Here is a 17,884-nt window from a genome sequence, read left to right as displayed (position 1 = left end):
AGACAGAAAAAAGATATGGAGAGATAATATGATTGAAATGCAGGATGTAATGAAGAAGTACTCCAATGGTACGACTGCCATCCGAAATCTCTCGGTCAATATTGATCAAGGAGAGTTTGTTTATGTAGTTGGTCCGTCTGGGGCGGGGAAATCTACATTTATCAAGTTGATGTATCGCGAAGAAAAAGCCACACAAGGAACATTGAACGTAGCAGGTCATGACTTGCTGTCGATCAAAGAACGTGAAGTGCCTTATTTGCGACGTGAAATCGGAGTCGTTTTCCAAGATTATAAACTGCTTCCTAAAAAGACAGTTTATGAAAATGTCGCTTATGCGATGCAAGTTATCGGACGCAAACCGCGAGATATCAAAAAACGCGTGATGGAAGTCCTTGATTTAGTCGGTCTGAAACATAAAGTCCGTGTATTCCCAAGTGAATTATCTGGCGGGGAGCAGCAGCGTGTATCAATTGCTCGTGCAATCGTGAATACACCAAAAGTCCTGATCGCTGATGAACCAACAGGGAACCTTGACCCGGAAAATTCATGGGAAATCATGAAATTATTAGACCGGATTAATGCACAAGGAACAACTGTCGTGATGGCTACACATAACAGCACGATCGTTAACACGATCCGCCATCGCGTTATAGCAATCGAAAACGGCCGCATCATTCGCGACCAAGCGGAAGGGGAATACGGATACGATGATTAGAACCTTTTTCCGTCATCTTTTAGAAAGTATCAAAAGCCTGAAACGAAACGGCTGGATGACGATCGCTTCTGTCAGTGCAGTGACGATCACGTTGACGCTGGTAGGTATTTTCATGGCGATCATCATGAATGCGACGAAATTTGCTCAAGACGTCGAAGGAAATGTCGAAGTTTCTGTTTTTGTTGATATCGGTACAAAACAAGAAGATATGGATAAACTGGAAAAAGAACTAGGCGAAATCGATCATGTCGATAAAGTCGTTTTTTCCAGCAAAGAAAATGAGTTGAAAAAAATCCAAGATGCAATGGGCGATGCTTGGAATTTGTTTGAAGGAGACAGCAATCCTTTATATGACGTATATATCGTCAGCGCGACGAAACCAGAATATACGAAAGATATCTCAGAAGCTGCGTCGAAATTGCCAAATGTTTTCCGCTCCGATTACGGTGGAACATCATCAGATAGGATCTTCCAGATTGCCTCTGGTGTACGGACATGGGGACTTGCCTCCGCTGCATTGCTGTTATTTGTAGCAATGTTCCTGATTTCCAATACCATTCGGATCACAATCATTTCCCGTCAAAGAGAGATCCAGATCATGCGTTTGGTTGGTGCGAAAAACGGCTATATCCGCTGGCCTTTCTTCTTAGAAGGCGGCTGGATCGGATTGATTGGTGCGATCATCCCAGTCTTGATCATGACATTTGGGTATCGCGAGATTTATCAAATGATTGCACCGCGTTCAAATTACGCGTTGCTTCATCCTGAAGATTTTGTTTGGAGAATCAATCTATTGATGGTTGGTATTGGGGTAATCATCGGATCATTAGGTTCAGTGATCTCAATGCGCAGATTCTTGAAATTTTAATGGATTGAATGATAAGACCGCAGACAAAGAAGTTGATTTTTACTTCTTGTCTGGCGGTTTTTTTCTGTTCTGTTGGAAAGAATCAAGATTTTTCTTTACTTAAAAAAATTTCTTCGCTATGCTAGAAGGGTTAGAAGATGAAGAGGTGAGAGTATGGCTATGAGGAGTATTTTCGATAACCTGATCACGATTATTTTTATAGCGAATATTTTATTGTCGCTCGTTATTATTTTTCGTGAAAGAAAAGAAACTGCTCAGACATGGGCCTGGTTGTTGGTGTTGATGTTCATTCCCATCGCAGGATTTATTTTATATATCTTTTTTGGAAGAGGGATTTCTAAAGATCGGATTTTTGATTTGAAGATCCAAGGAAAACCAGGGATGAACCGAGAAATCGAAGAAGACAAACGTGCATTGATGCGCGGGTTATATCCGCATCCGCCAACTGGTCAAGTCGATGTGAAGCAATTGATCTACATGCTGACTGTCTTTGAAAGCATGTTGTATACGACAAATAATAAAGTAAAACTTTTTACAGATGGAAGAGAAAAGTTTGATGCGCTAGTCAAAGATATCGATCAAGCAGCTGACCATATCCATTTGCAATATTATATCTATCGCAGTGATGATCTGGGAAGTGAAGTTCGTGATGCGCTGGTCAGAGCAGCTAAGCGAGGCGTCAAGGTCCGAGTGCTTTTAGATGCGTGGGGTTCTACCCAGGTCACAATGAGCTTTTTTGACGCGTTGAAAAAAGCGGGCGGCGAAGTGGCGTTCTTTTTCCCGCTCTTTGTTCCTTATATCAATCCAAGGATCAATTATCGAAACCATCGCAAAATCGTCGTTATCGATGGGAAAATAGGTTATACTGGCGGTTTTAATGTAGGAAATGAATATTTGGGATTAGTAAAAAAATTCGGTTATTGGCGGGACAATCACTTGCGTATCTATGGGGATGCAGTACACGCACTGCAAAACCGCTTTTTGATGGACTGGAATTCGCAACACACAAATGAAGTCCAGTATTCACCAGCGATTTTCCCGAAAATCGAATCAGATGGGCATACAGCGATGCAAGTTGTGACAAGCGGACCAGATTCAGAGCATGAACAAATCAAGATGACTTATTTGAAGATGATTTCTTTGGCAAAAAAAGAAATTTTGATCCAAACGCCTTATTATATTCCCGATGAATCGATCCATGAGGCACTGAAACTCGCATTGCTGTCAGGGGTTAAGGTCCATATCCAGATTCCGAATAAGCCAGACCATCTGCTTGTTTACTGGGCAACGTATTCTTTTGCAGCAGAATTATTGGATTATGGGGCAGTCATCGAGACCTATGAACAAGGATTTATGCACGCGAAAACAATGATTATCGACGGAGGTGTTGTTTCTGTCGGTTCAGCAAATATCGATGTTCGTTCATTCAAATTAGATTTTGAAGTCAATTCGCTGATTTATGACCAAACCATTGCCGAAGAAGTGCGGCAGGCGTTTTTGGAAGATTCAAAAGTATCACAGCAGCTGACGAAGGAAATCTACAAAAATCGTGGAATGCTGATCAAATTAAAAGAAGGATTGGCCCGTCTGATCTCACCATTGTTATAATAAAAAATAGAAAAACAGCAAGCCGCTCATTTGTTCCAATCTTGTGAAGAATAGAGCAGAATCTGCTTGTAAAGCAAAAAAAAGGCTGGAACGGTCATCGTCGACGATGATCGTTCCAGCCTTTTTATGAAGCCATTTCCGATGATTTACTACAGAAATGATGAAATACACTCGGATATTGCAGGAAAAACTTTGGGGTATTTCCAGTTTTTGGGGAAAGCAAGAAATAAGTTGTTTCCTGAGCAAAGCCAAGAGTCATATTCCAAGAATAAGTATAGCATAGGTCTATTTACCGTGGATAGTATTTTACTGGAATTCTTCCATAATTTGTTATTTCAAGTGTTATTTTAAAAAATCAATTGATTTTCAACCAAGTTGGAAAATGTTAAACTGTAGTTACTTTATTGTTGAAGGGGATAATTTGATGAAAAGACTGAAATTATTTTTACCAATTATCGGGTTAGTGATGGTTTTATCGGGGTGTTCACAATGGATCGACCGTGGAGAATCAATCACAGCTGTGGGTTCTTCTGCTTTGCAGCCGCTGGTTGAAACAGCTGCGGAAGCCTACCAAACAGACAATCCCGGAAGATTTATCAACGTTCAAGGCGGCGGAAGCGGTACTGGACTTTCTCAAGTACAATCTGGTGCAGTAGACATCGGGAACTCCGATCTGTTTGCAGAAGAAAAATCAGGGATCGATGCAGCGTCATTGAAAGATCACAAAGTTGCTGCAGTTGGCATCACACCGATCGTAAATAAAGAAGTTGGTATTAAAGATATTTCTATGGAAGATCTCCATAAATTATTTGTTGGGGAAATCAAAAACTGGAAAGAAATCGGCGGGGCAGATCAGCCAGTCGTGATTTTGAACCGTGCTTCTGGAAGCGGAACGCGCAGTACATTTGAAAAATGGGTACTTGACGGCGACAACGCAATCCAAGCCCAAGAACAAGATTCAAGCGGGATGGTTCGGCAAATCGTTGCAGATACACCAGGAGCAATCAGTTATGTAGCATTTTCTTATGTAACGAAAGATGTAGCAACTTTGTCTATTGGCGGTGTAGAGCCAACAGAAGAGAATGTGACAACGAATGAATGGCCAATCTGGGCATATGAACACATGTATACAAAAGGTGAACCTACTGATCTGACAAAAGACTTCTTGGCCTACATGTTATCAGACGAAGTCCAAGAAAATATCGTCGGAGATCTAGGATATATCCCTATTTCTCGTATGAAAGTCGAACGTGATTGGGAAGGTAATGTGATCAGCGAGTAGTCTTTACAAAAAATTTACAAACTTAGCGAAAGATTTACATGTTATTAAAACCAAATTGATGTTTGATTTGTACACTAGACAGGTATGGGAAACCTAGTGAAGGGGGAATCATCTCGTGGAAGATGTGAAAAAAGCATTATTAACAAAATCAAAACGTTCAAAAATGGAGCAGCGAGGGAAATTTATCAGTTTTCTTTGTATCGCACTGATCGTCATCGTTGTTTTAGCCATTTTTTACTTTGTGGCAAGTAAAGGATTAGCAACATTTTTTGTAGATAAAATCAATGTGTTCGATTTTCTTTTCGGCACAAGCTGGAACCCAAGCAGACTTGGCGCAGACGGCAAGCCAATGGTTGGGGCGCTGCCGATGATCACAGGGTCATTTTTCGTTACACTGCTCTCTGCATTAGTCGCAACACCATTTGCTATTGGTGCAGCAGTCTTTATGACCGAAATCTCGCCAAAAAACGGTTCAAAGATCTTACAGCCGGTTATTGAACTGCTTGTTGGGATTCCTTCAGTTGTTTATGGTTTTATCGGTTTGACAGTGATCGTACCATTTGTCAGAAATCTTTTTGGCGGAACAGGTTTTGGTATCTTGGCCGGTACATTTGTTTTGTTCGTCATGATTCTTCCGACAGTAACAACAATGACTGTTGATGCACTGAAAGCAGTGCCGCGTCATTATCGAGAAGCATCTTTAGCTTTAGGTGCGACAAGATGGCAAACGATTTACAAAGTCGTTTTGCGTGCAGCAATTCCAGGTATTTTAACGGCAGTTGTTTTTGGGATGGCAAGAGCCTTTGGTGAAGCGTTAGCGATCCAAATGGTGATCGGGAATGCCGCATTGATGCCTTCTAGCTTGATCACACCTGCCTCAACATTGACTTCGATTTTAACAATGGGTATCGGGAATACGATCATGGGAACAGTTGAAAATAATGTTCTTTGGTCATTAGCATTGATCTTACTACTGATGTCCTTGTTCTTTAACATCATCATTCGCTTGATTGGTAAGAAAGGAGCCTTGAAATAATGAATGCAAAACGCTCAGATAAAATTGCTACAGGTGCTTTATATACTATTTCAGGGATCATCGTATTGATCTTGGCAGCATTGCTGCTTTACATCTTGGTTCGCGGCGTGCCGCATATCTCATGGTCATTTTTGACTGAACCTTCAAAAGCTTACCAAGCAGGCGGCGGTATCGGTATCCAGCTGTTCAACTCGGTTTACTTATTGATCATCACAATGATCATCAGCTTCCCGATCTCGTTGGGAGCAGGTATCTATTTGTCTGAATATGCAAAGAAAAATTGGGTGACTGATGTGATTCGTACATCGATCGAGATTCTAAGCTCATTGCCTTCAGTCGTTGTCGGTCTGTTCGGCTTCTTGGTATTCGTTATCCAATTCCAATATGGGTTTTCAATCATTTCAGGGGCGTTGGCATTGACATTGTTCAACTTGCCGCTGCTGACAAGAACAGTCGAAGAATCTTTGCAGGCAGTCCATTATACGCAGCGTGAAGCTGGTTTGGCATTAGGTTTGTCACGTTGGGAAACAGTTATCAAAGTCGTTGTTCCAGAAGCAACACCTGGTATTTTGACTGGTGTGATCTTGAGTGCTGGAAGAATCTTTGGTGAGGCAGCTGCATTGATATACACTGCTGGACAAAGTGCACCAGCCCTTGATTTTACTAACTGGAATCCGCTAAGTGTCTCTAGTCCGATCAGTATTTTCCGCCAGGCCGAAACATTAGCCGTTCACATTTGGAAAATCAACACAGAAGGTACGATGCCAGATGGTGTATCTGTATCTGCAGGTGCATCTGCTGTTTTGATCATCGCTGTGCTTTTGTTCAACTTCGGCGCACGCGCATTGGGCAAACGACTTTATCGTAAAATGACTTCAGCTTAAGGAGAAGAGCGAGAATGAAAGAATACAATTGGAATGATACGAATATCCTGACCATAGCTCCTCAAAACGAAGTAGCGTTGCATACAGAAGATCTGCATGTATGGTATGGCGACAATGAAGCTATCAAGGGAATCGATCTTGAATTTGAAAAAAATAAAATCACCGCATTGATCGGTCCTTCCGGCTGCGGAAAATCTACCTATCTTCGTTCATTGAATCGTATGAACGATGGGATCGCAAATACAAAAACAACAGGTAAAATCATTTACAAAGATGTCGATGTGAATGCACTCCAAGTCGATGTCTACGAAATGCGCAAACGAATCGGGATGGTGTTCCAACGTCCGAACCCATTTAGTAAATCTATCTATGAAAATATTACATTTGCATTGAAGCAGCATGGTGAAAAAGATAAAAAGAAATTAGATGAAATCGTAGAAACTAGTTTAAAACAAGCGGCTTTATGGGATCAAGTCAAAGACAGTTTGGATAAAAGTGCGTTGGCATTGTCTGGCGGACAACAGCAGCGACTATGTATTGCCCGCGCCATTGCCATGAAACCAGATATCCTGCTTCTTGATGAACCGGCAAGCGCGCTAGATCCAATCTCTACCGGTACAGTGGAAGAAACGTTGGTCAATCTGAAAAATGATTATACGATCATCATCGTTACACACAACATGCAGCAGGCAGCACGTATCAGTGATTACACTGCTTTCTTCTATCTAGGGAAAGTCATCGAGTATGATAAAACGAATAAGATTTTCACCAGACCAAAGATCCAAGCAACAGAAGACTATGTTTCAGGTCACTTTGGTTAAAATGGAGGCTTCAATATGACAAAAGAAATCATCTCATCAAAAGATCTTCACTTATATTATGGTAAAAAAGAAGCATTGAAAGGTATCGATCTAAGTTTTAATCAGGGAGAAATCACTGCAATGATCGGACCTTCCGGCTGTGGAAAATCAACCTATCTTCGTTCACTGAATCGTATGAATGATCTGATCCCAGGCGTAACGATCACAGGAAGTGTGCTGTACAAAGGAAAAGACATCTATGGTCCAAAAACAGATACAGTTGATCTTAGAAAAGAAATCGGCATGGTCTTCCAACAGCCGAATCCTTTTCCATTTTCGATTTACGAAAACATCATTTATGGGTTAAAATTAAAAGGGGAAAAAGACAAGCGCGTATTAGATCAAGTTGTAGAAGAAAGTTTAAAAGCTGCTTCGGTTTGGGACGATGTCAAAGACAAATTGAACAAAAGCGCCTTATCTTTATCTGGCGGACAACAACAACGGGTATGTATCGCTCGTGTATTAGCCGTCAATCCTGAAATCATTTTATTAGACGAACCTACCAGCGCCCTAGATCCTATCTCTACAGGTAAAATCGAGAGCATGCTGTTAGAATTGAAAGAGAAGTATACGCTGATCATGGTTACGCATAACTTGTCACAAGCTTCCCGTATCTCTGACAAAACAGCGTTCTTCTTAGATGGAAACCTGATCGAATTTGATGATACCAAGAAAATCTTCTTGAATCCTCAAAAACAAGAAACAGAAGACTATATCTCAGGACGCTTTGGATAAGGAGGAGAAAGAATGTTACGTACACAATTTGAAGAAGAATTGCTGAATCTCCACAATCAATTTTACGAGATGGGGATGATGGTCAGCAGTGCCGTTCATAAATCTGTTCGCTCATATATCAAGCACGACAAGGTATTGGCGAAAGAAGTCATTGAGAATGATTCAAATATCAATGACATGGAAATCCGTTTAGAGAAAAAAAGTTTTGAAATGATTGCGTTGCAGCAGCCCGTAACAACAGACTTGCGCATGATCATCACCGTGATGAAAGCAAGTTCAGACTTGGAACGTATGGCAGACCATGCTGTTTCTGTAGCAAAATCAACGATCCGTGTAAAAGGACAAACAAGAATCCCGGAAATCGAAAAAGAAATCTCGGACATGTCTGATTACGTGAAAAAAATGGTAGATAACGTACTTGTTGCTTACGTTAAAACAGATGAAAAAGATGCGCGTACGATTGCGAATATGGATCAGCGCGTAAACGATTATTTCAACCGCATCTATAGTGCAACGATCCAAAATATGGAAACCAATCCAGAAACAGTCATCAGCGGAACCGATTATTTGAACGTTGCCAGCTACTTAGAACGTATCGGCGACTATGTCACAAATATTTGTGAATGGATCGTTTACTTGGCAACTGGGAAAATCACAGAATTGAACAGCAGCCACGACGAAATGTTTTAAGAACTTTTGACATATGCAAAACAGCACCCGATATGAAATCAGGTGCTGTTTTTTCTATATTTGACTGCATTCTTTCCATTCTTCCACAAGTCCGAGAGAAAGTTCCTACTTAAGTCCTATGACATTTGATGTAAAAGAAGGCATAATATGGATGTAAGGAAAACAACGCAAACTATATTTGCTCAAGGAGGCAATTTCCATGAAAGAAAGAGAACGTATATTAGACTTAGTCAAAAAAGGAATTCTCTCTACTGAAGAAGGCTTAGATTTATTAGAAAGCATGGCAACTGAAAAAGACGAAAAACAAATCGAAAAAGAAGCAGACCAAGTCTCTGCGAATAAAGAGCAAGACAAAATCGGTCAATTGTTAGACGAATTGGAAAATGGCGAAACGGAACAACCAAAAACAGATGAACCTGATCCAAAAGCCAAAGAAAAAGAAGATCAAGAAAACTTGGAAAAAATCCTTGATGAGTTAGCAACAGAAGCAAACAAAGCCTCTGCTGAACTAGATACAGTCAACGCGGAAATCAAAGAAAACAACGTCCGCCTCAATGAAAAACAGGAAACATTGATGGAGTTGAACACAAAAGAAGAACTCAGCGGATTATCTGAAGAAGAACTTGAACTTCGCAGTGAAGTTGAACAAGAAATCAAAGAATTAGAAGACAAAAACAATCAGCTTCAAGAAAAACAAATTCGTTTGGACGCAGAACTGAAAAGTATCCGCCGAAGCCAATGGTCTGAAAAGAAAGAAGCACTTGGCGAAAAATTCGAATTACCAGATGACTGGAAAGAACAAGCAACAGACACATTGAACCAAGTCGGTGAAAAAATGTCTGAAGCAGGTTCACAATTAGGTAAATTCTTGAAGAAAACATTCCAAACTGTCTCTGAGACAGTCAACGACAACATGGAATGGAAAGATGTCAGCTTACGTATGCCAGGCATCGCAACAACAAAATTTGAACATGAATTCTACTATGAAGCGCCAGATGCAAGTATTATCGACATCAAAGCAGCAAACGGAAGTGTCCTATTGAAAACTTGGGACAAAGAAGATGTCAAAGTAGAAGCAAAAATCAAATTATACGGAAAAATGAGCGAAGAACCATTCGAAGCCTTTTCTGTACGAAGCCAAATCGAAGTGAATGAAGATCATATTTCATTCCAAATCCCGAATAAACGTGTCCGTGCAGACCTAGTCTTTTATTTGCCAGCACGCATCTATGATCATGTAGCTATCAAATTATTGAATGGTACAATCACAGTTGACGGTTTGGAAACAAAAGATGTCTATGCAAAATCAACAAACGGCAACATCGCAATCAACGAATTGACAGCAACGATGCTTGAAATCGAAGGCGTCAACGGCAATATCGATGTGAAAAGCGGGAATATCTTAGATTCGATCATTGAAACAGTCAACGGTACAGTCACAGTTGGCGCAACACCAGAAAACTTGTCTGTTTCATTAGTTAACGGCGACATCCGTGTCACAGCGAAAGAAGATCGTTTGAAGAAAATCGTAGCCAGCTCAGTCAACGGAAACGTCAAAGTAGCTATCCCAGATGATCTTGGTGTAGAAGGACATGCAAAAACAAGTTTAGGAAGCATCAACAGCCGCATGACAAACTATGAAGTGATCCGTGAGAAAAAAGAACGGACAAATCAAATGCTTCAATTCCGTCGTTTAACAGGTGAGCAATTGGCACAGTTACAATTATCTACAACTACAGGAAACATTTTCTTAAAAGACACTGAAAAATAAAGAGGAGGGGTATATTTTCCCTCTCCTTTCCTTTAAAATAAGTAGAACAGAGGTGATTAAATTATGAAAAAGCGATTGACGAAATCAAATAAAAACGTAGTATTGACAGGTACATTAGCGGGGATCGCAGAATATATCGGCATTGACCCAACAGTGGTACGTGTGATTTACGTATTCTTGAGTTTGGTGGCATTTGGAAGTCCGATCATTCTATATATTTTATTAGCATTGATCATCCCTTCTGGACGTTCTACTCGTACTTATGGACATGACAACAGCTATTACACAAGCAACAATCATGGACAAAAAACAAGCAAAAAACCGAAAGAAGCTGAAAAGATCGATGATGACGATTGGAGTGACTTCTAATGTCTTACTTTCAGCGGATCATCGTTAATGCATTGACATTTATCTCTTTAGCTGTCTTGTTTCCTAATATCCTGCATGTCAGCAGTATCTGGACAGCTGTCGTAGCCAGTTTTATTCTATCGATTTTGAATATGCTGGTGAAACCAGTCTTGACGTTGCTCTCTTTACCGCTAACATTGCTCACACTTGGCTTGTTCAGCCTGGTAGTCAATGGGGTGATTCTCCAAATGACTTCTTTCTTTGTAGGAGGAATGAATTTCGGATTCTCTTCTTTTGGCGGAGCGGTATTGGTTGCTGTCATCATGTCCGTTGTGAACATGATTGTCAGCGAGCATAATATGAATCGAAGAAGATAACCAGCAAAGAGACAGAAACTAAATTTTTATCAGCTATAAAATACACGAGGAAAACGATACAAAAATCGTTCTCCTCGTTTTTTTATGGAAATATACATGTTTTCGAAAGCGCTAAATAACATGTAAAAAAGATTTGAAGAGAAAGAAGCTTACGCACATAAGGTTTTTCTTTGCTAAAAAATAAGTGTTATTCTTTCCGCCTTATTTTGTAGTACTTTTAAGAAGAGAATGATAAAATAAATAAGAGGAATACTCTAAAGAGAAACGAGGGAGCATGTATGGCAGAAGTTGTCAAAGTTAGTCAATTAGTGGAAAAACTTTCTTTGGAAATCGTGACAGGCGATGAACAAAGTTTAAACCGTGTAATCGCTACGGGTGAGATTTCTCGTCCGGGGCTTGAATTAACAGGTTATTTTAATTATTATTCGCATGACCGTCTGCAACTGTTTGGAAGCAAAGAAATCAGTTTTACAGACCGAATGATCCCAGAAGAACGCTTGATGATCATGCGTCGGCTTTGCAGTGAGGATATGCCGGCTTTTATCATATCAAGAGGATTACCAGCACCGGAAGAAATGATCCAAGCTGCGAATGAGCACGGGATGGCAGTCTTGCGGTCACCTATTTCTACCTCGCGTTTACTAGGAGAGCTGTCAAGCTATCTAGACGGGCGTCTGGCGCCTCGTACAAGTGTCCATGGGGTTTTAGTGGATGTCTATGGTTTGGGTGTTTTGATCCAAGGAGACAGCGGCATTGGTAAAAGTGAAACAGCGTTAGAATTGATCAAACGCGGTCACCGCTTGATTGCAGATGATCGAGTGGATGTTTACCAACAAGACGAACTGACAGTTGTCGGAGAACCACCGAAAATCTTGGAACACTTGATCGAGATCCGAGGAATCGGGATCATCGACGTCATGAACTTATTTGGAGCCAGTGCCGTTCGAGGGTCGATGCAAGTCCAGCTTGCTGTTTATCTGGAAGCCTGGGCAAAAGATAAAAAATATGATCGCTTAGGGTCAGAAGCGACCTCAGTAGAAATCGCTGAAGTCTCTGTTCCGCAAATCAAGATCCCTGTAAAAACTGGGCGAAACGTGGCAATCATTATCGAAGTTGCTGCCATGAATTTCCGCGCAAGAACCATGGGATTTGATGCAACAAAAACGTTCGAAGAGCGGTTAAGCCAGCTTATCGAAGAAAATTCAGGACAATAATCTAAATAAAAGAATAGTAGTATTATGTATGTTTGTCCCCAAATAGAAGGAGTGGAATTATGCTCGCGCAAATCAATCGTGTAGCGTTTGAATTTTTAGGCATCCCAGTTTACTGGTATGCATTGATCATCGTCTCTGGTATCGTACTTGCCGTTTGGCTAAGCAGCAGAGAAGCCGTCAGAGTAGGTATGAAGGCAGATGATGTAACAGACTTTATGTTGTGGGGATTACCTTTGTCGATCATCGGCGCACGTTTGTATTACGTGCTGTTTGATTTGCCGCAATATATTGCAGATCCAATCCAGATTTTTAACATTCGTGCTGGCGGATTAGCGATTTACGGTGGCTTGATCGCTGGCGGAATCACTTTATATTTCTTTACCAAATATCATTTTATCTCATTGTGGACGTTTTTGGATATTGCTGCGCCAAGTGTTTTGCTGGCACAAGCCATCGGACGCTGGGGAAACTTTATGAATCATGAAGCGTTTGGCCCAAATACGACACGTCGTTTCTTGGAAAGTCTTCATTTACCTAACTTTATTATTGATAATATGTACATCGACGGCATCTATCGTCAACCTACTTTCCTCTATGAATCAGCTTGGAGTATTTTAGGTGTTATTATTTTACTGGTGTTGCGGAAACGTCCGCATTTGTTGAAACAAGGAGAAGTAGCATTAGGATATGTAGCATGGTACAGCTTCGGACGCTTCTTTATTGAAGGGATGCGTACAGATAGTTTATACTTAATGAGTACCATCCGTGTATCACAGTTGTTATCTGTTATTTTGTTCATCGGTGCGATTGCTTTGATGGTCTGGCGCCGGAAGAAATATCCTGATTTACACGATTACGATCGATCTCACGGCACAAATCAACGGATCGTCTGATCGGAAAGCAAAGAAAGAAGGTTCTGTTCATGAAACAAAAAATTGCCGTTTTAGGACCAGGCTCTTGGGGGACGTCTCTAGCAAAAGTCTTAGCAGAAAATGGACATGACGTGCGTCTTTGGGGCCATAAACCAGCCCAAATCGGAGAAATCAACACTTATCACACGAATCGCCATTATCTGCCAGAGATCAAGCTGCCAGATACGATCGTTGGATACACAGAATTAGCAGAAGCAGTTGATGGTGCCGATGCGATCTTGTTCGTTGTCCCAACAAAAGCGATTCGAACAGTGGCGCAAGAACTGGTGCAAAAAATGAATACCAAACCATTGATCATCCATGCCAGCAAAGGATTGGAACAAGGCACACACAAACGTATCTCTGAAGTAATCGCTGAAGAGATTCCAGAAGAAAAACGACAAGCCATTGCCGTTTTATCTGGTCCAAGTCATGCAGAAGAGGTCGCGGTACAGGATATCACGACCATTACTGCGGCAAGCACTGATTTCAAAGCGGCAGAAACAGTTCAGCAATTATTCATGAATGATTATTTCCGTATTTACACAAATGATGATGTCATTGGTGTCGAAACGGGAGCGGCTTTGAAAAATATCATTGCCATTGGTGCGGGAGCGATCCATGGTTTAGGTTTTGGCGACAATGCCAAAGCAGCCATCATGACACGCGGCTTAGCAGAAATCAGCCGCTTAGGCGTGGCGATGGGCGCAAATCCATTGACGTTCATCGGTTTGAGCGGAGTAGGTGATTTGATCGTAACATGTACAAGTGTCCATTCAAGAAACTGGCGTGCCGGTAATCTTCTAGGAAAAGGCCATAAACTGGAAGAAGTACTAGAGAACATGGGGATGATCGTTGAAGGTGTCGCAACAACGAAAGCAGCGCTGGAATTAGCACAGCAGCTGAAAATCGAAATGCCGATCACTGAAACCATCTACAGCGTGTTATATGAAGGTAAAGATGTCCGACAAGCAGCAAAAGATATCATGTTGCGCGACGGCAAAGAAGAAAACGAATTTACATTCTAAAAAGTGATTTCAATTATTGTTCAAAGGAGAGAAAAGTATGAAAGTAAAAAAAGCGGTTATCCCAGCAGCAGGACTAGGAACAAGATTTTTACCAGCAACGAAAGCGATGGCAAAAGAAATGCTGCCGATCGTCGATAAACCAACGATCCAATTTATCGTAGAAGAAGCACTGAATTCAGGAATCGAAGACATCTTGATCGTTACAGGAAAAGCAAAACGTCCTATCGAAGATCACTTTGATGCGAATATCGAACTTGAAACAAACTTAAAAGAAAAAGAAAAAACAGAATTGCTGAAATTAGTAGAAGAAACAACAGATGTAAATCTGCACTTTATCCGTCAATCACATCCAAGAGGTTTAGGTCATGCTGTTTTACAAGCCAAAGCATTTATCGGGAACGAACCTTTCGTGGTCATGCTTGGCGATGACATCATGGAAGACGAGATTCCTTTGACACAGCAGCTGATCGATGATTATGAAAAAACACATGCATCAACGATTGCTGTAATGAAAGTTCCTCACGAAGACACTTCGAAATATGGGATCATCAATCCAGGAGGCGAATTGGAAGAAGGGTTATACAACGTCACAAACTTTGTTGAAAAACCAGAACCAAGCAAAGCCCCAAGTGATTTAGCTATTATTGGACGCTATCTTTTAACGCCAGAGATCTTTGAAATCTTGGAAACACAAGAACCAGGAGCTGGTAATGAGATCCAATTGACAGATGCCATCGATACATTGAACAAAACACAACGCGTTTTTGCCCGTAAATTTACAGGAAAACGTTATGATGTAGGCGACAAATTCGGCTTTATGAAAACAAGTATCGAATACGGTCTGACACATCCAGAAGTGGGCGCGCCATTGAAAGATTACATCATCCAATTAGGAAAAGAATTGCGCGAAGAAGAAGCTGCTGGAAAACCAGATGCAAAACCAGCAAAAAAAGAAAAACAAGCAGTAGAAACTGCTGAGAAATAACAATATTCCAGCAGCTTCTGCATGGAAAAACTGAACGAGCAGGGAGCGATCTCTGCTCGTTTTTTCAAAAAAGACAGCTAGTAGATACAAAGGAAACCGATTTATATATCCTAAATTTTTCTTTTATTAAAAAATGATATTTCGGCTGTTTTTTATTTGTTTTAAAAAAACGTAAATGCTATTCTTAGTATAAGAAGAATAAGAAGGGAGTTTGGATATGACGGGTGGAGAGATTGCGGGACTCATTGCCGCTATCGCATTTGCTGTGCTAGTCGTTTTTCTAGTACGTGTATTGATGCAAGTATCGAAAACACTGAATAAAGTCGATACTACTGTGGCTGAAGCAAATAAAACAATCGAGGTAGTCACAAAAGACGTAGACCTTCTTTCAAGACAAGTAGAGGGACTATTAGTCAAAAGTAATGAATTGCTGCAAGATGTGAATGGAAAAGTTGCAACGATCGATCCTTTATTCACAGCAGTTGCTGATTTAAGCGAAAGTGTATCAGAATTGAACACTTCAAGCAAACATCTAGTAACAAGAGTCGGCAGTATCGGAAAAACAACGGCCAAAGCAACAGTTGCCGGAAAAGTCGGCGGTACAGCAATGAAATTCTTTAAACACAAAAAGACAGATCAACCAACTGGAGGGGAAATGTAATGACTAAAAAAGGCGGATTTTTATTAGGAGCAGTTATCGGAGGAACAGCAGCAGCAGTTGCAGCACTTTTATTGGCACCAAAATCAGGAAAAGAATTGAGAGACGAATTAGCTTCTCAAGCAGATGATTTATTGGACAAAGCTTCTGACTACACAGATATGGCCAAAGAAAAAACAGCAAATATCTCAGAAATCGCTAAAGAAAAAGCCCAAGTCCTTTCACAACAAGCAGGTGATCTTGCTGGCTCGATGAAAGAAAAAGCAGAAGATTCTTCTGACGAAGCAGCAGATTTGTCAGATGACATTTTAGTTGACTTGAAAGAACAATCGAAAGATTTGTCTAACCGTTTCAAAAAATCAGCTGCGAGTGTCAAAGACAAAAAAGAAGATTTACATGAATTAGCTGCTGATACTGCAAAAGACATGGCTGGCGACGTCAAAGAAACAGCTGAAAAAGCAAAATCAACAGTCAAAGAAGGCGTAGAAGAAGCAAAGCCGGAAGTTGAAGATGCGAAAGAAACAGCAAATATGGCAAAAGAAGATTTGGAAAAATCTAAAGAAGAATTAAAAGAAACAATGGAACAAAACAATCCAGAAGACTAGTCAAGTACTCAAAAAAGCTGGCAAACGTAAAATCGTTTGCCAGCTTTTTTTGTTTATATTTTATAGGTAACTGCTTTTAACCTAAAACAAGCAATTCTTTTGAAGTTGTTGTAAATGGTACACAGCCATCTTTTGTTACATAGATACAGTCTTCGATACGAACACCGACTTGTTCAGGGATATAGATTCCTGGTTCAAGAGAAAAGGCCATACCTTCTTCGATCACCAAGTCGTTTCCTTCAACTAGAGAAGGATATTCATGAACAGTTGTACCGATTCCGTGTCCTAAACGGTGGTTGAAATATTCTCCGTAGCCATAGCCGTCGATCACTTTACGAGCAATTTGATCAAGTTCGCCAGCTGTGATACCAGGGCGTACAGCTTCTTGAGCAGCCAATTGTGCTTCTAAAGTGATATTGTAGATTTTTTCTTGGAATTCAGTAGGTTTTTGGAACGCAACTGTTCGTGTTGCATCACTGCAGTAGCCATTCCATTCAACACCTAAGTCAAACAAAACAAGTTCGTTTGGCGCAATTTTTGTATTGCCTGGCGCACCATGAGGACTAGCAGCATTTTTTCCTGCTAAGACTAATGTGTCGAAAGACATTTTAGAAACACCTTGTTTTTTCAATTGATATTCGATCTCTGCAATCACAGCTTGTTCAGTGATTCCTTCTTTAAGCGTACGGAAACCAACTTCAAAGGCAACATCTGCCCATTGTCCGGCAGCAATCAATTTGTCTTTTTCTTCGATTGTTTTGATCAATTGCAGACGTTGGACAGCAGGAGTCAAATCTTTAAAAGAAGCAGCGCCTGGAACCATATCTTTAACTTCTTCATAACGATCGACAGTCAACGCATTTTTTTCGATACCGATAGTTTTCAATTCGCCATAACGCGCGCTGATTTCTTTGCGGATGATCGCCCAAGGATTTTCGCTGTCTAGATAGCCGCGGACATCATAAGCCCAGCTGCTGTTTTGCGCATCTTCTACTTCAAGAGCAGGAGTGAACAAGAAAGGATCTTTCTCTAATGGGATAAAAAGAGCGAGTACACGTTCGTGAGGATCACTTTCATATCCTGCAAAATAAGCGATGTGACCTGGGTCACTGATATAAGCAAGATCGATTTCTTTTTGCGCCATCCATTGACGTAATTCTTGAATTTTAGCTGTGTTCATTGAACTTCCTTCTTTCATAGGGTGGTAAAGTTTCGTATATTGTACCACTAAACAAAGCAAAGACCAATTCATATCGATTGAAAGAAATTAAAAATTTTCATGAAAACAGAGATAAAACGGTTGCATTTA

At 40.7% G+C, this 17,884-nt stretch carries 19 protein-coding genes; 18 read left to right on the top strand and 1 reads right to left on the bottom strand.

The window, feature by feature from the left end; all coding sequences use genetic code 11:
- The first annotated feature begins 28 nt into the window (after positions 1 to 28).
- The 18 genes from ftsE to IGI64_RS08550 all read left to right on the top strand — a co-directional run bounded on the left by ftsE (position 29) and on the right by IGI64_RS08550 (position 16,575).
- Positions 29 to 715 (top strand): cell division ATP-binding protein FtsE, encoded by a 687-nt coding sequence (ftsE, locus tag IGI64_RS08635; RefSeq protein WP_016623476.1) that lies wholly within the window; start codon positions 29 to 31, stop codon positions 713 to 715.
- On the top strand, positions 708 to 1,583 hold the full coding sequence (gene ftsX / locus IGI64_RS08630) for a permease-like cell division protein FtsX (protein WP_016623477.1): 876 nt from the start codon (positions 708 to 710) through the stop codon (positions 1,581 to 1,583). Before ftsE ends, ftsX begins: the two co-directional genes overlap by 8 nt.
- Before the next feature lie 159 nt (positions 1,584 to 1,742).
- On the top strand, positions 1,743 to 3,191 hold the full coding sequence (gene cls / locus IGI64_RS08625; protein WP_034861580.1) for a cardiolipin synthase: 1,449 nt from the start codon (positions 1,743 to 1,745) through the stop codon (positions 3,189 to 3,191).
- A 424-nt stretch (positions 3,192 to 3,615) separates the two neighbouring features.
- On the top strand, positions 3,616 to 4,473 hold the full coding sequence (locus IGI64_RS08620) for a phosphate ABC transporter substrate-binding protein PstS (protein ID WP_034861487.1): 858 nt from the start codon (positions 3,616 to 3,618) through the stop codon (positions 4,471 to 4,473).
- A gap of 115 nt (positions 4,474 to 4,588) precedes the next feature.
- Positions 4,589 to 5,509, top strand: a complete 921-nt coding sequence (gene pstC, locus IGI64_RS08615) for a phosphate ABC transporter permease subunit PstC (RefSeq protein ID WP_016623483.1) — start codon at positions 4,589 to 4,591, stop codon at positions 5,507 to 5,509.
- Complete coding sequence (gene pstA / locus IGI64_RS08610) at positions 5,509 to 6,393, top strand: phosphate ABC transporter permease PstA (RefSeq protein WP_016623484.1); 885 nt, start codon at positions 5,509 to 5,511, stop codon at positions 6,391 to 6,393. The genes pstC and pstA overlap by 1 nt, the downstream gene beginning before the upstream one ends.
- A gap of 14 nt (positions 6,394 to 6,407) precedes the next feature.
- Positions 6,408 to 7,214, top strand: a complete 807-nt coding sequence (gene pstB, locus IGI64_RS08605; RefSeq protein WP_429940199.1) for a phosphate ABC transporter ATP-binding protein PstB — start codon at positions 6,408 to 6,410, stop codon at positions 7,212 to 7,214.
- A 15-nt stretch (positions 7,215 to 7,229) separates the two neighbouring features.
- Positions 7,230 to 7,988 carry a phosphate ABC transporter ATP-binding protein PstB gene (pstB, locus tag IGI64_RS08600; protein WP_016623486.1) on the top strand — a complete coding sequence of 253 codons (759 nt, stop codon included), beginning with the start codon at positions 7,230 to 7,232 and terminating at the stop codon, positions 7,986 to 7,988.
- 12 nt (positions 7,989 to 8,000) lie between these two features.
- A complete protein-coding gene (gene phoU / locus IGI64_RS08595; RefSeq protein ID WP_016623487.1) occupies positions 8,001 to 8,678 on the top strand; it encodes a phosphate signaling complex protein PhoU in 678 nt (225 codons plus the stop codon).
- A gap of 199 nt (positions 8,679 to 8,877) precedes the next feature.
- A complete protein-coding gene (gene liaX, locus IGI64_RS08590; protein ID WP_429940198.1) occupies positions 8,878 to 10,449 on the top strand; it encodes a daptomycin-sensing surface protein LiaX in 1,572 nt (523 codons plus the stop codon).
- A 63-nt stretch (positions 10,450 to 10,512) separates the two neighbouring features.
- The gene (locus IGI64_RS08585) at positions 10,513 to 10,818 is read left to right on the top strand and encodes a PspC domain-containing protein (protein WP_016623489.1); all 306 of its coding nucleotides are present in this window, start codon (positions 10,513 to 10,515) and stop codon (positions 10,816 to 10,818) included.
- The gene (locus tag IGI64_RS08580) at positions 10,818 to 11,174 is read left to right on the top strand and encodes a phage holin family protein (protein WP_016623490.1); all 357 of its coding nucleotides are present in this window, start codon (positions 10,818 to 10,820) and stop codon (positions 11,172 to 11,174) included. The genes IGI64_RS08585 and IGI64_RS08580 overlap by 1 nt, the downstream gene beginning before the upstream one ends.
- A 278-nt stretch (positions 11,175 to 11,452) precedes the next feature.
- Positions 11,453 to 12,388, top strand: a complete 936-nt coding sequence (gene hprK, locus IGI64_RS08575; protein ID WP_016623491.1) for an HPr(Ser) kinase/phosphatase — start codon at positions 11,453 to 11,455, stop codon at positions 12,386 to 12,388.
- Positions 12,389 to 12,447: 59 nt separating this feature from the next.
- Positions 12,448 to 13,281, top strand: a complete 834-nt coding sequence (gene lgt, locus IGI64_RS08570; protein ID WP_429940197.1) for a prolipoprotein diacylglyceryl transferase — start codon at positions 12,448 to 12,450, stop codon at positions 13,279 to 13,281.
- 29 nt (positions 13,282 to 13,310) lie between these two features.
- Positions 13,311 to 14,327, top strand: coding sequence for an NAD(P)H-dependent glycerol-3-phosphate dehydrogenase (locus IGI64_RS08565; protein ID WP_429940196.1), 1,017 nt, complete (start codon positions 13,311 to 13,313; stop codon positions 14,325 to 14,327).
- Positions 14,328 to 14,364: 37 nt separating this feature from the next.
- The gene (galU, locus tag IGI64_RS08560; protein WP_429940195.1) at positions 14,365 to 15,312 is read left to right on the top strand and encodes a UTP--glucose-1-phosphate uridylyltransferase GalU; all 948 of its coding nucleotides are present in this window, start codon (positions 14,365 to 14,367) and stop codon (positions 15,310 to 15,312) included.
- Between the two features lie 217 nt (positions 15,313 to 15,529).
- A complete protein-coding gene (locus IGI64_RS08555) occupies positions 15,530 to 15,973 on the top strand; it encodes a DUF948 domain-containing protein (RefSeq protein WP_016623495.1) in 444 nt (147 codons plus the stop codon).
- Positions 15,973 to 16,575, top strand: coding sequence for a YtxH domain-containing protein (locus tag IGI64_RS08550; RefSeq protein WP_016623497.1), 603 nt, complete (start codon positions 15,973 to 15,975; stop codon positions 16,573 to 16,575). The genes IGI64_RS08555 and IGI64_RS08550 overlap by 1 nt, the downstream gene beginning before the upstream one ends.
- A gap of 76 nt (positions 16,576 to 16,651) precedes the next feature.
- Here the strand turns inward: IGI64_RS08550 and IGI64_RS08545 are convergent, their stop codons facing one another.
- Positions 16,652 to 17,755: a M24 family metallopeptidase gene (locus IGI64_RS08545; RefSeq protein ID WP_034861494.1), complete on the bottom strand. Its 1,104-nt coding sequence runs from the start codon at positions 17,753 to 17,755 to the stop codon at positions 16,652 to 16,654.
- Between the last annotated feature and the right edge of the window lie 129 nt (positions 17,756 to 17,884).

The organism is Enterococcus sp. DIV0210g (assembly GCF_050559705.1).
Taxonomy (GTDB): domain Bacteria; phylum Bacillota; class Bacilli; order Lactobacillales; family Enterococcaceae; genus Enterococcus_B; species Enterococcus_B faecalis_A.
Note: the sequence above shows the minus strand (reverse complement) of the source record. Positions and strands in the feature narration are given on the sequence as shown.

Coding starts and splice junctions, on each gene's coding strand:
- ftsE (WP_016623476.1), top strand. CDS start 29: ATGATTGAAATGCAGGATGTAATGAAGAAGTACTCCAATGGTACGACT.
- ftsX (WP_016623477.1), top strand. CDS start 708: ATGATTAGAACCTTTTTCCGTCATCTTTTAGAAAGTATCAAAAGCCTG.
- cls (WP_034861580.1), top strand. CDS start 1,743: ATGAGGAGTATTTTCGATAACCTGATCACGATTATTTTTATAGCGAAT.
- IGI64_RS08620 (WP_034861487.1), top strand. CDS start 3,616: ATGAAAAGACTGAAATTATTTTTACCAATTATCGGGTTAGTGATGGTT.
- pstA (WP_016623484.1), top strand. CDS start 5,509: ATGAATGCAAAACGCTCAGATAAAATTGCTACAGGTGCTTTATATACT.
- pstB (WP_429940199.1), top strand. CDS start 6,408: ATGAAAGAATACAATTGGAATGATACGAATATCCTGACCATAGCTCCT.
- pstB (WP_016623486.1), top strand. CDS start 7,230: ATGACAAAAGAAATCATCTCATCAAAAGATCTTCACTTATATTATGGT.
- phoU (WP_016623487.1), top strand. CDS start 8,001: ATGTTACGTACACAATTTGAAGAAGAATTGCTGAATCTCCACAATCAA.
- liaX (WP_429940198.1), top strand. CDS start 8,878: ATGAAAGAAAGAGAACGTATATTAGACTTAGTCAAAAAAGGAATTCTC.
- IGI64_RS08585 (WP_016623489.1), top strand. CDS start 10,513: ATGAAAAAGCGATTGACGAAATCAAATAAAAACGTAGTATTGACAGGT.
- IGI64_RS08580 (WP_016623490.1), top strand. CDS start 10,818: ATGTCTTACTTTCAGCGGATCATCGTTAATGCATTGACATTTATCTCT.
- hprK (WP_016623491.1), top strand. CDS start 11,453: ATGGCAGAAGTTGTCAAAGTTAGTCAATTAGTGGAAAAACTTTCTTTG.
- lgt (WP_429940197.1), top strand. CDS start 12,448: ATGCTCGCGCAAATCAATCGTGTAGCGTTTGAATTTTTAGGCATCCCA.
- IGI64_RS08565 (WP_429940196.1), top strand. CDS start 13,311: ATGAAACAAAAAATTGCCGTTTTAGGACCAGGCTCTTGGGGGACGTCT.
- galU (WP_429940195.1), top strand. CDS start 14,365: ATGAAAGTAAAAAAAGCGGTTATCCCAGCAGCAGGACTAGGAACAAGA.
- IGI64_RS08555 (WP_016623495.1), top strand. CDS start 15,530: ATGACGGGTGGAGAGATTGCGGGACTCATTGCCGCTATCGCATTTGCT.
- IGI64_RS08550 (WP_016623497.1), top strand. CDS start 15,973: ATGACTAAAAAAGGCGGATTTTTATTAGGAGCAGTTATCGGAGGAACA.
- IGI64_RS08545 (WP_034861494.1), bottom strand. CDS start 17,755: ATGAACACAGCTAAAATTCAAGAATTACGTCAATGGATGGCGCAAAAA.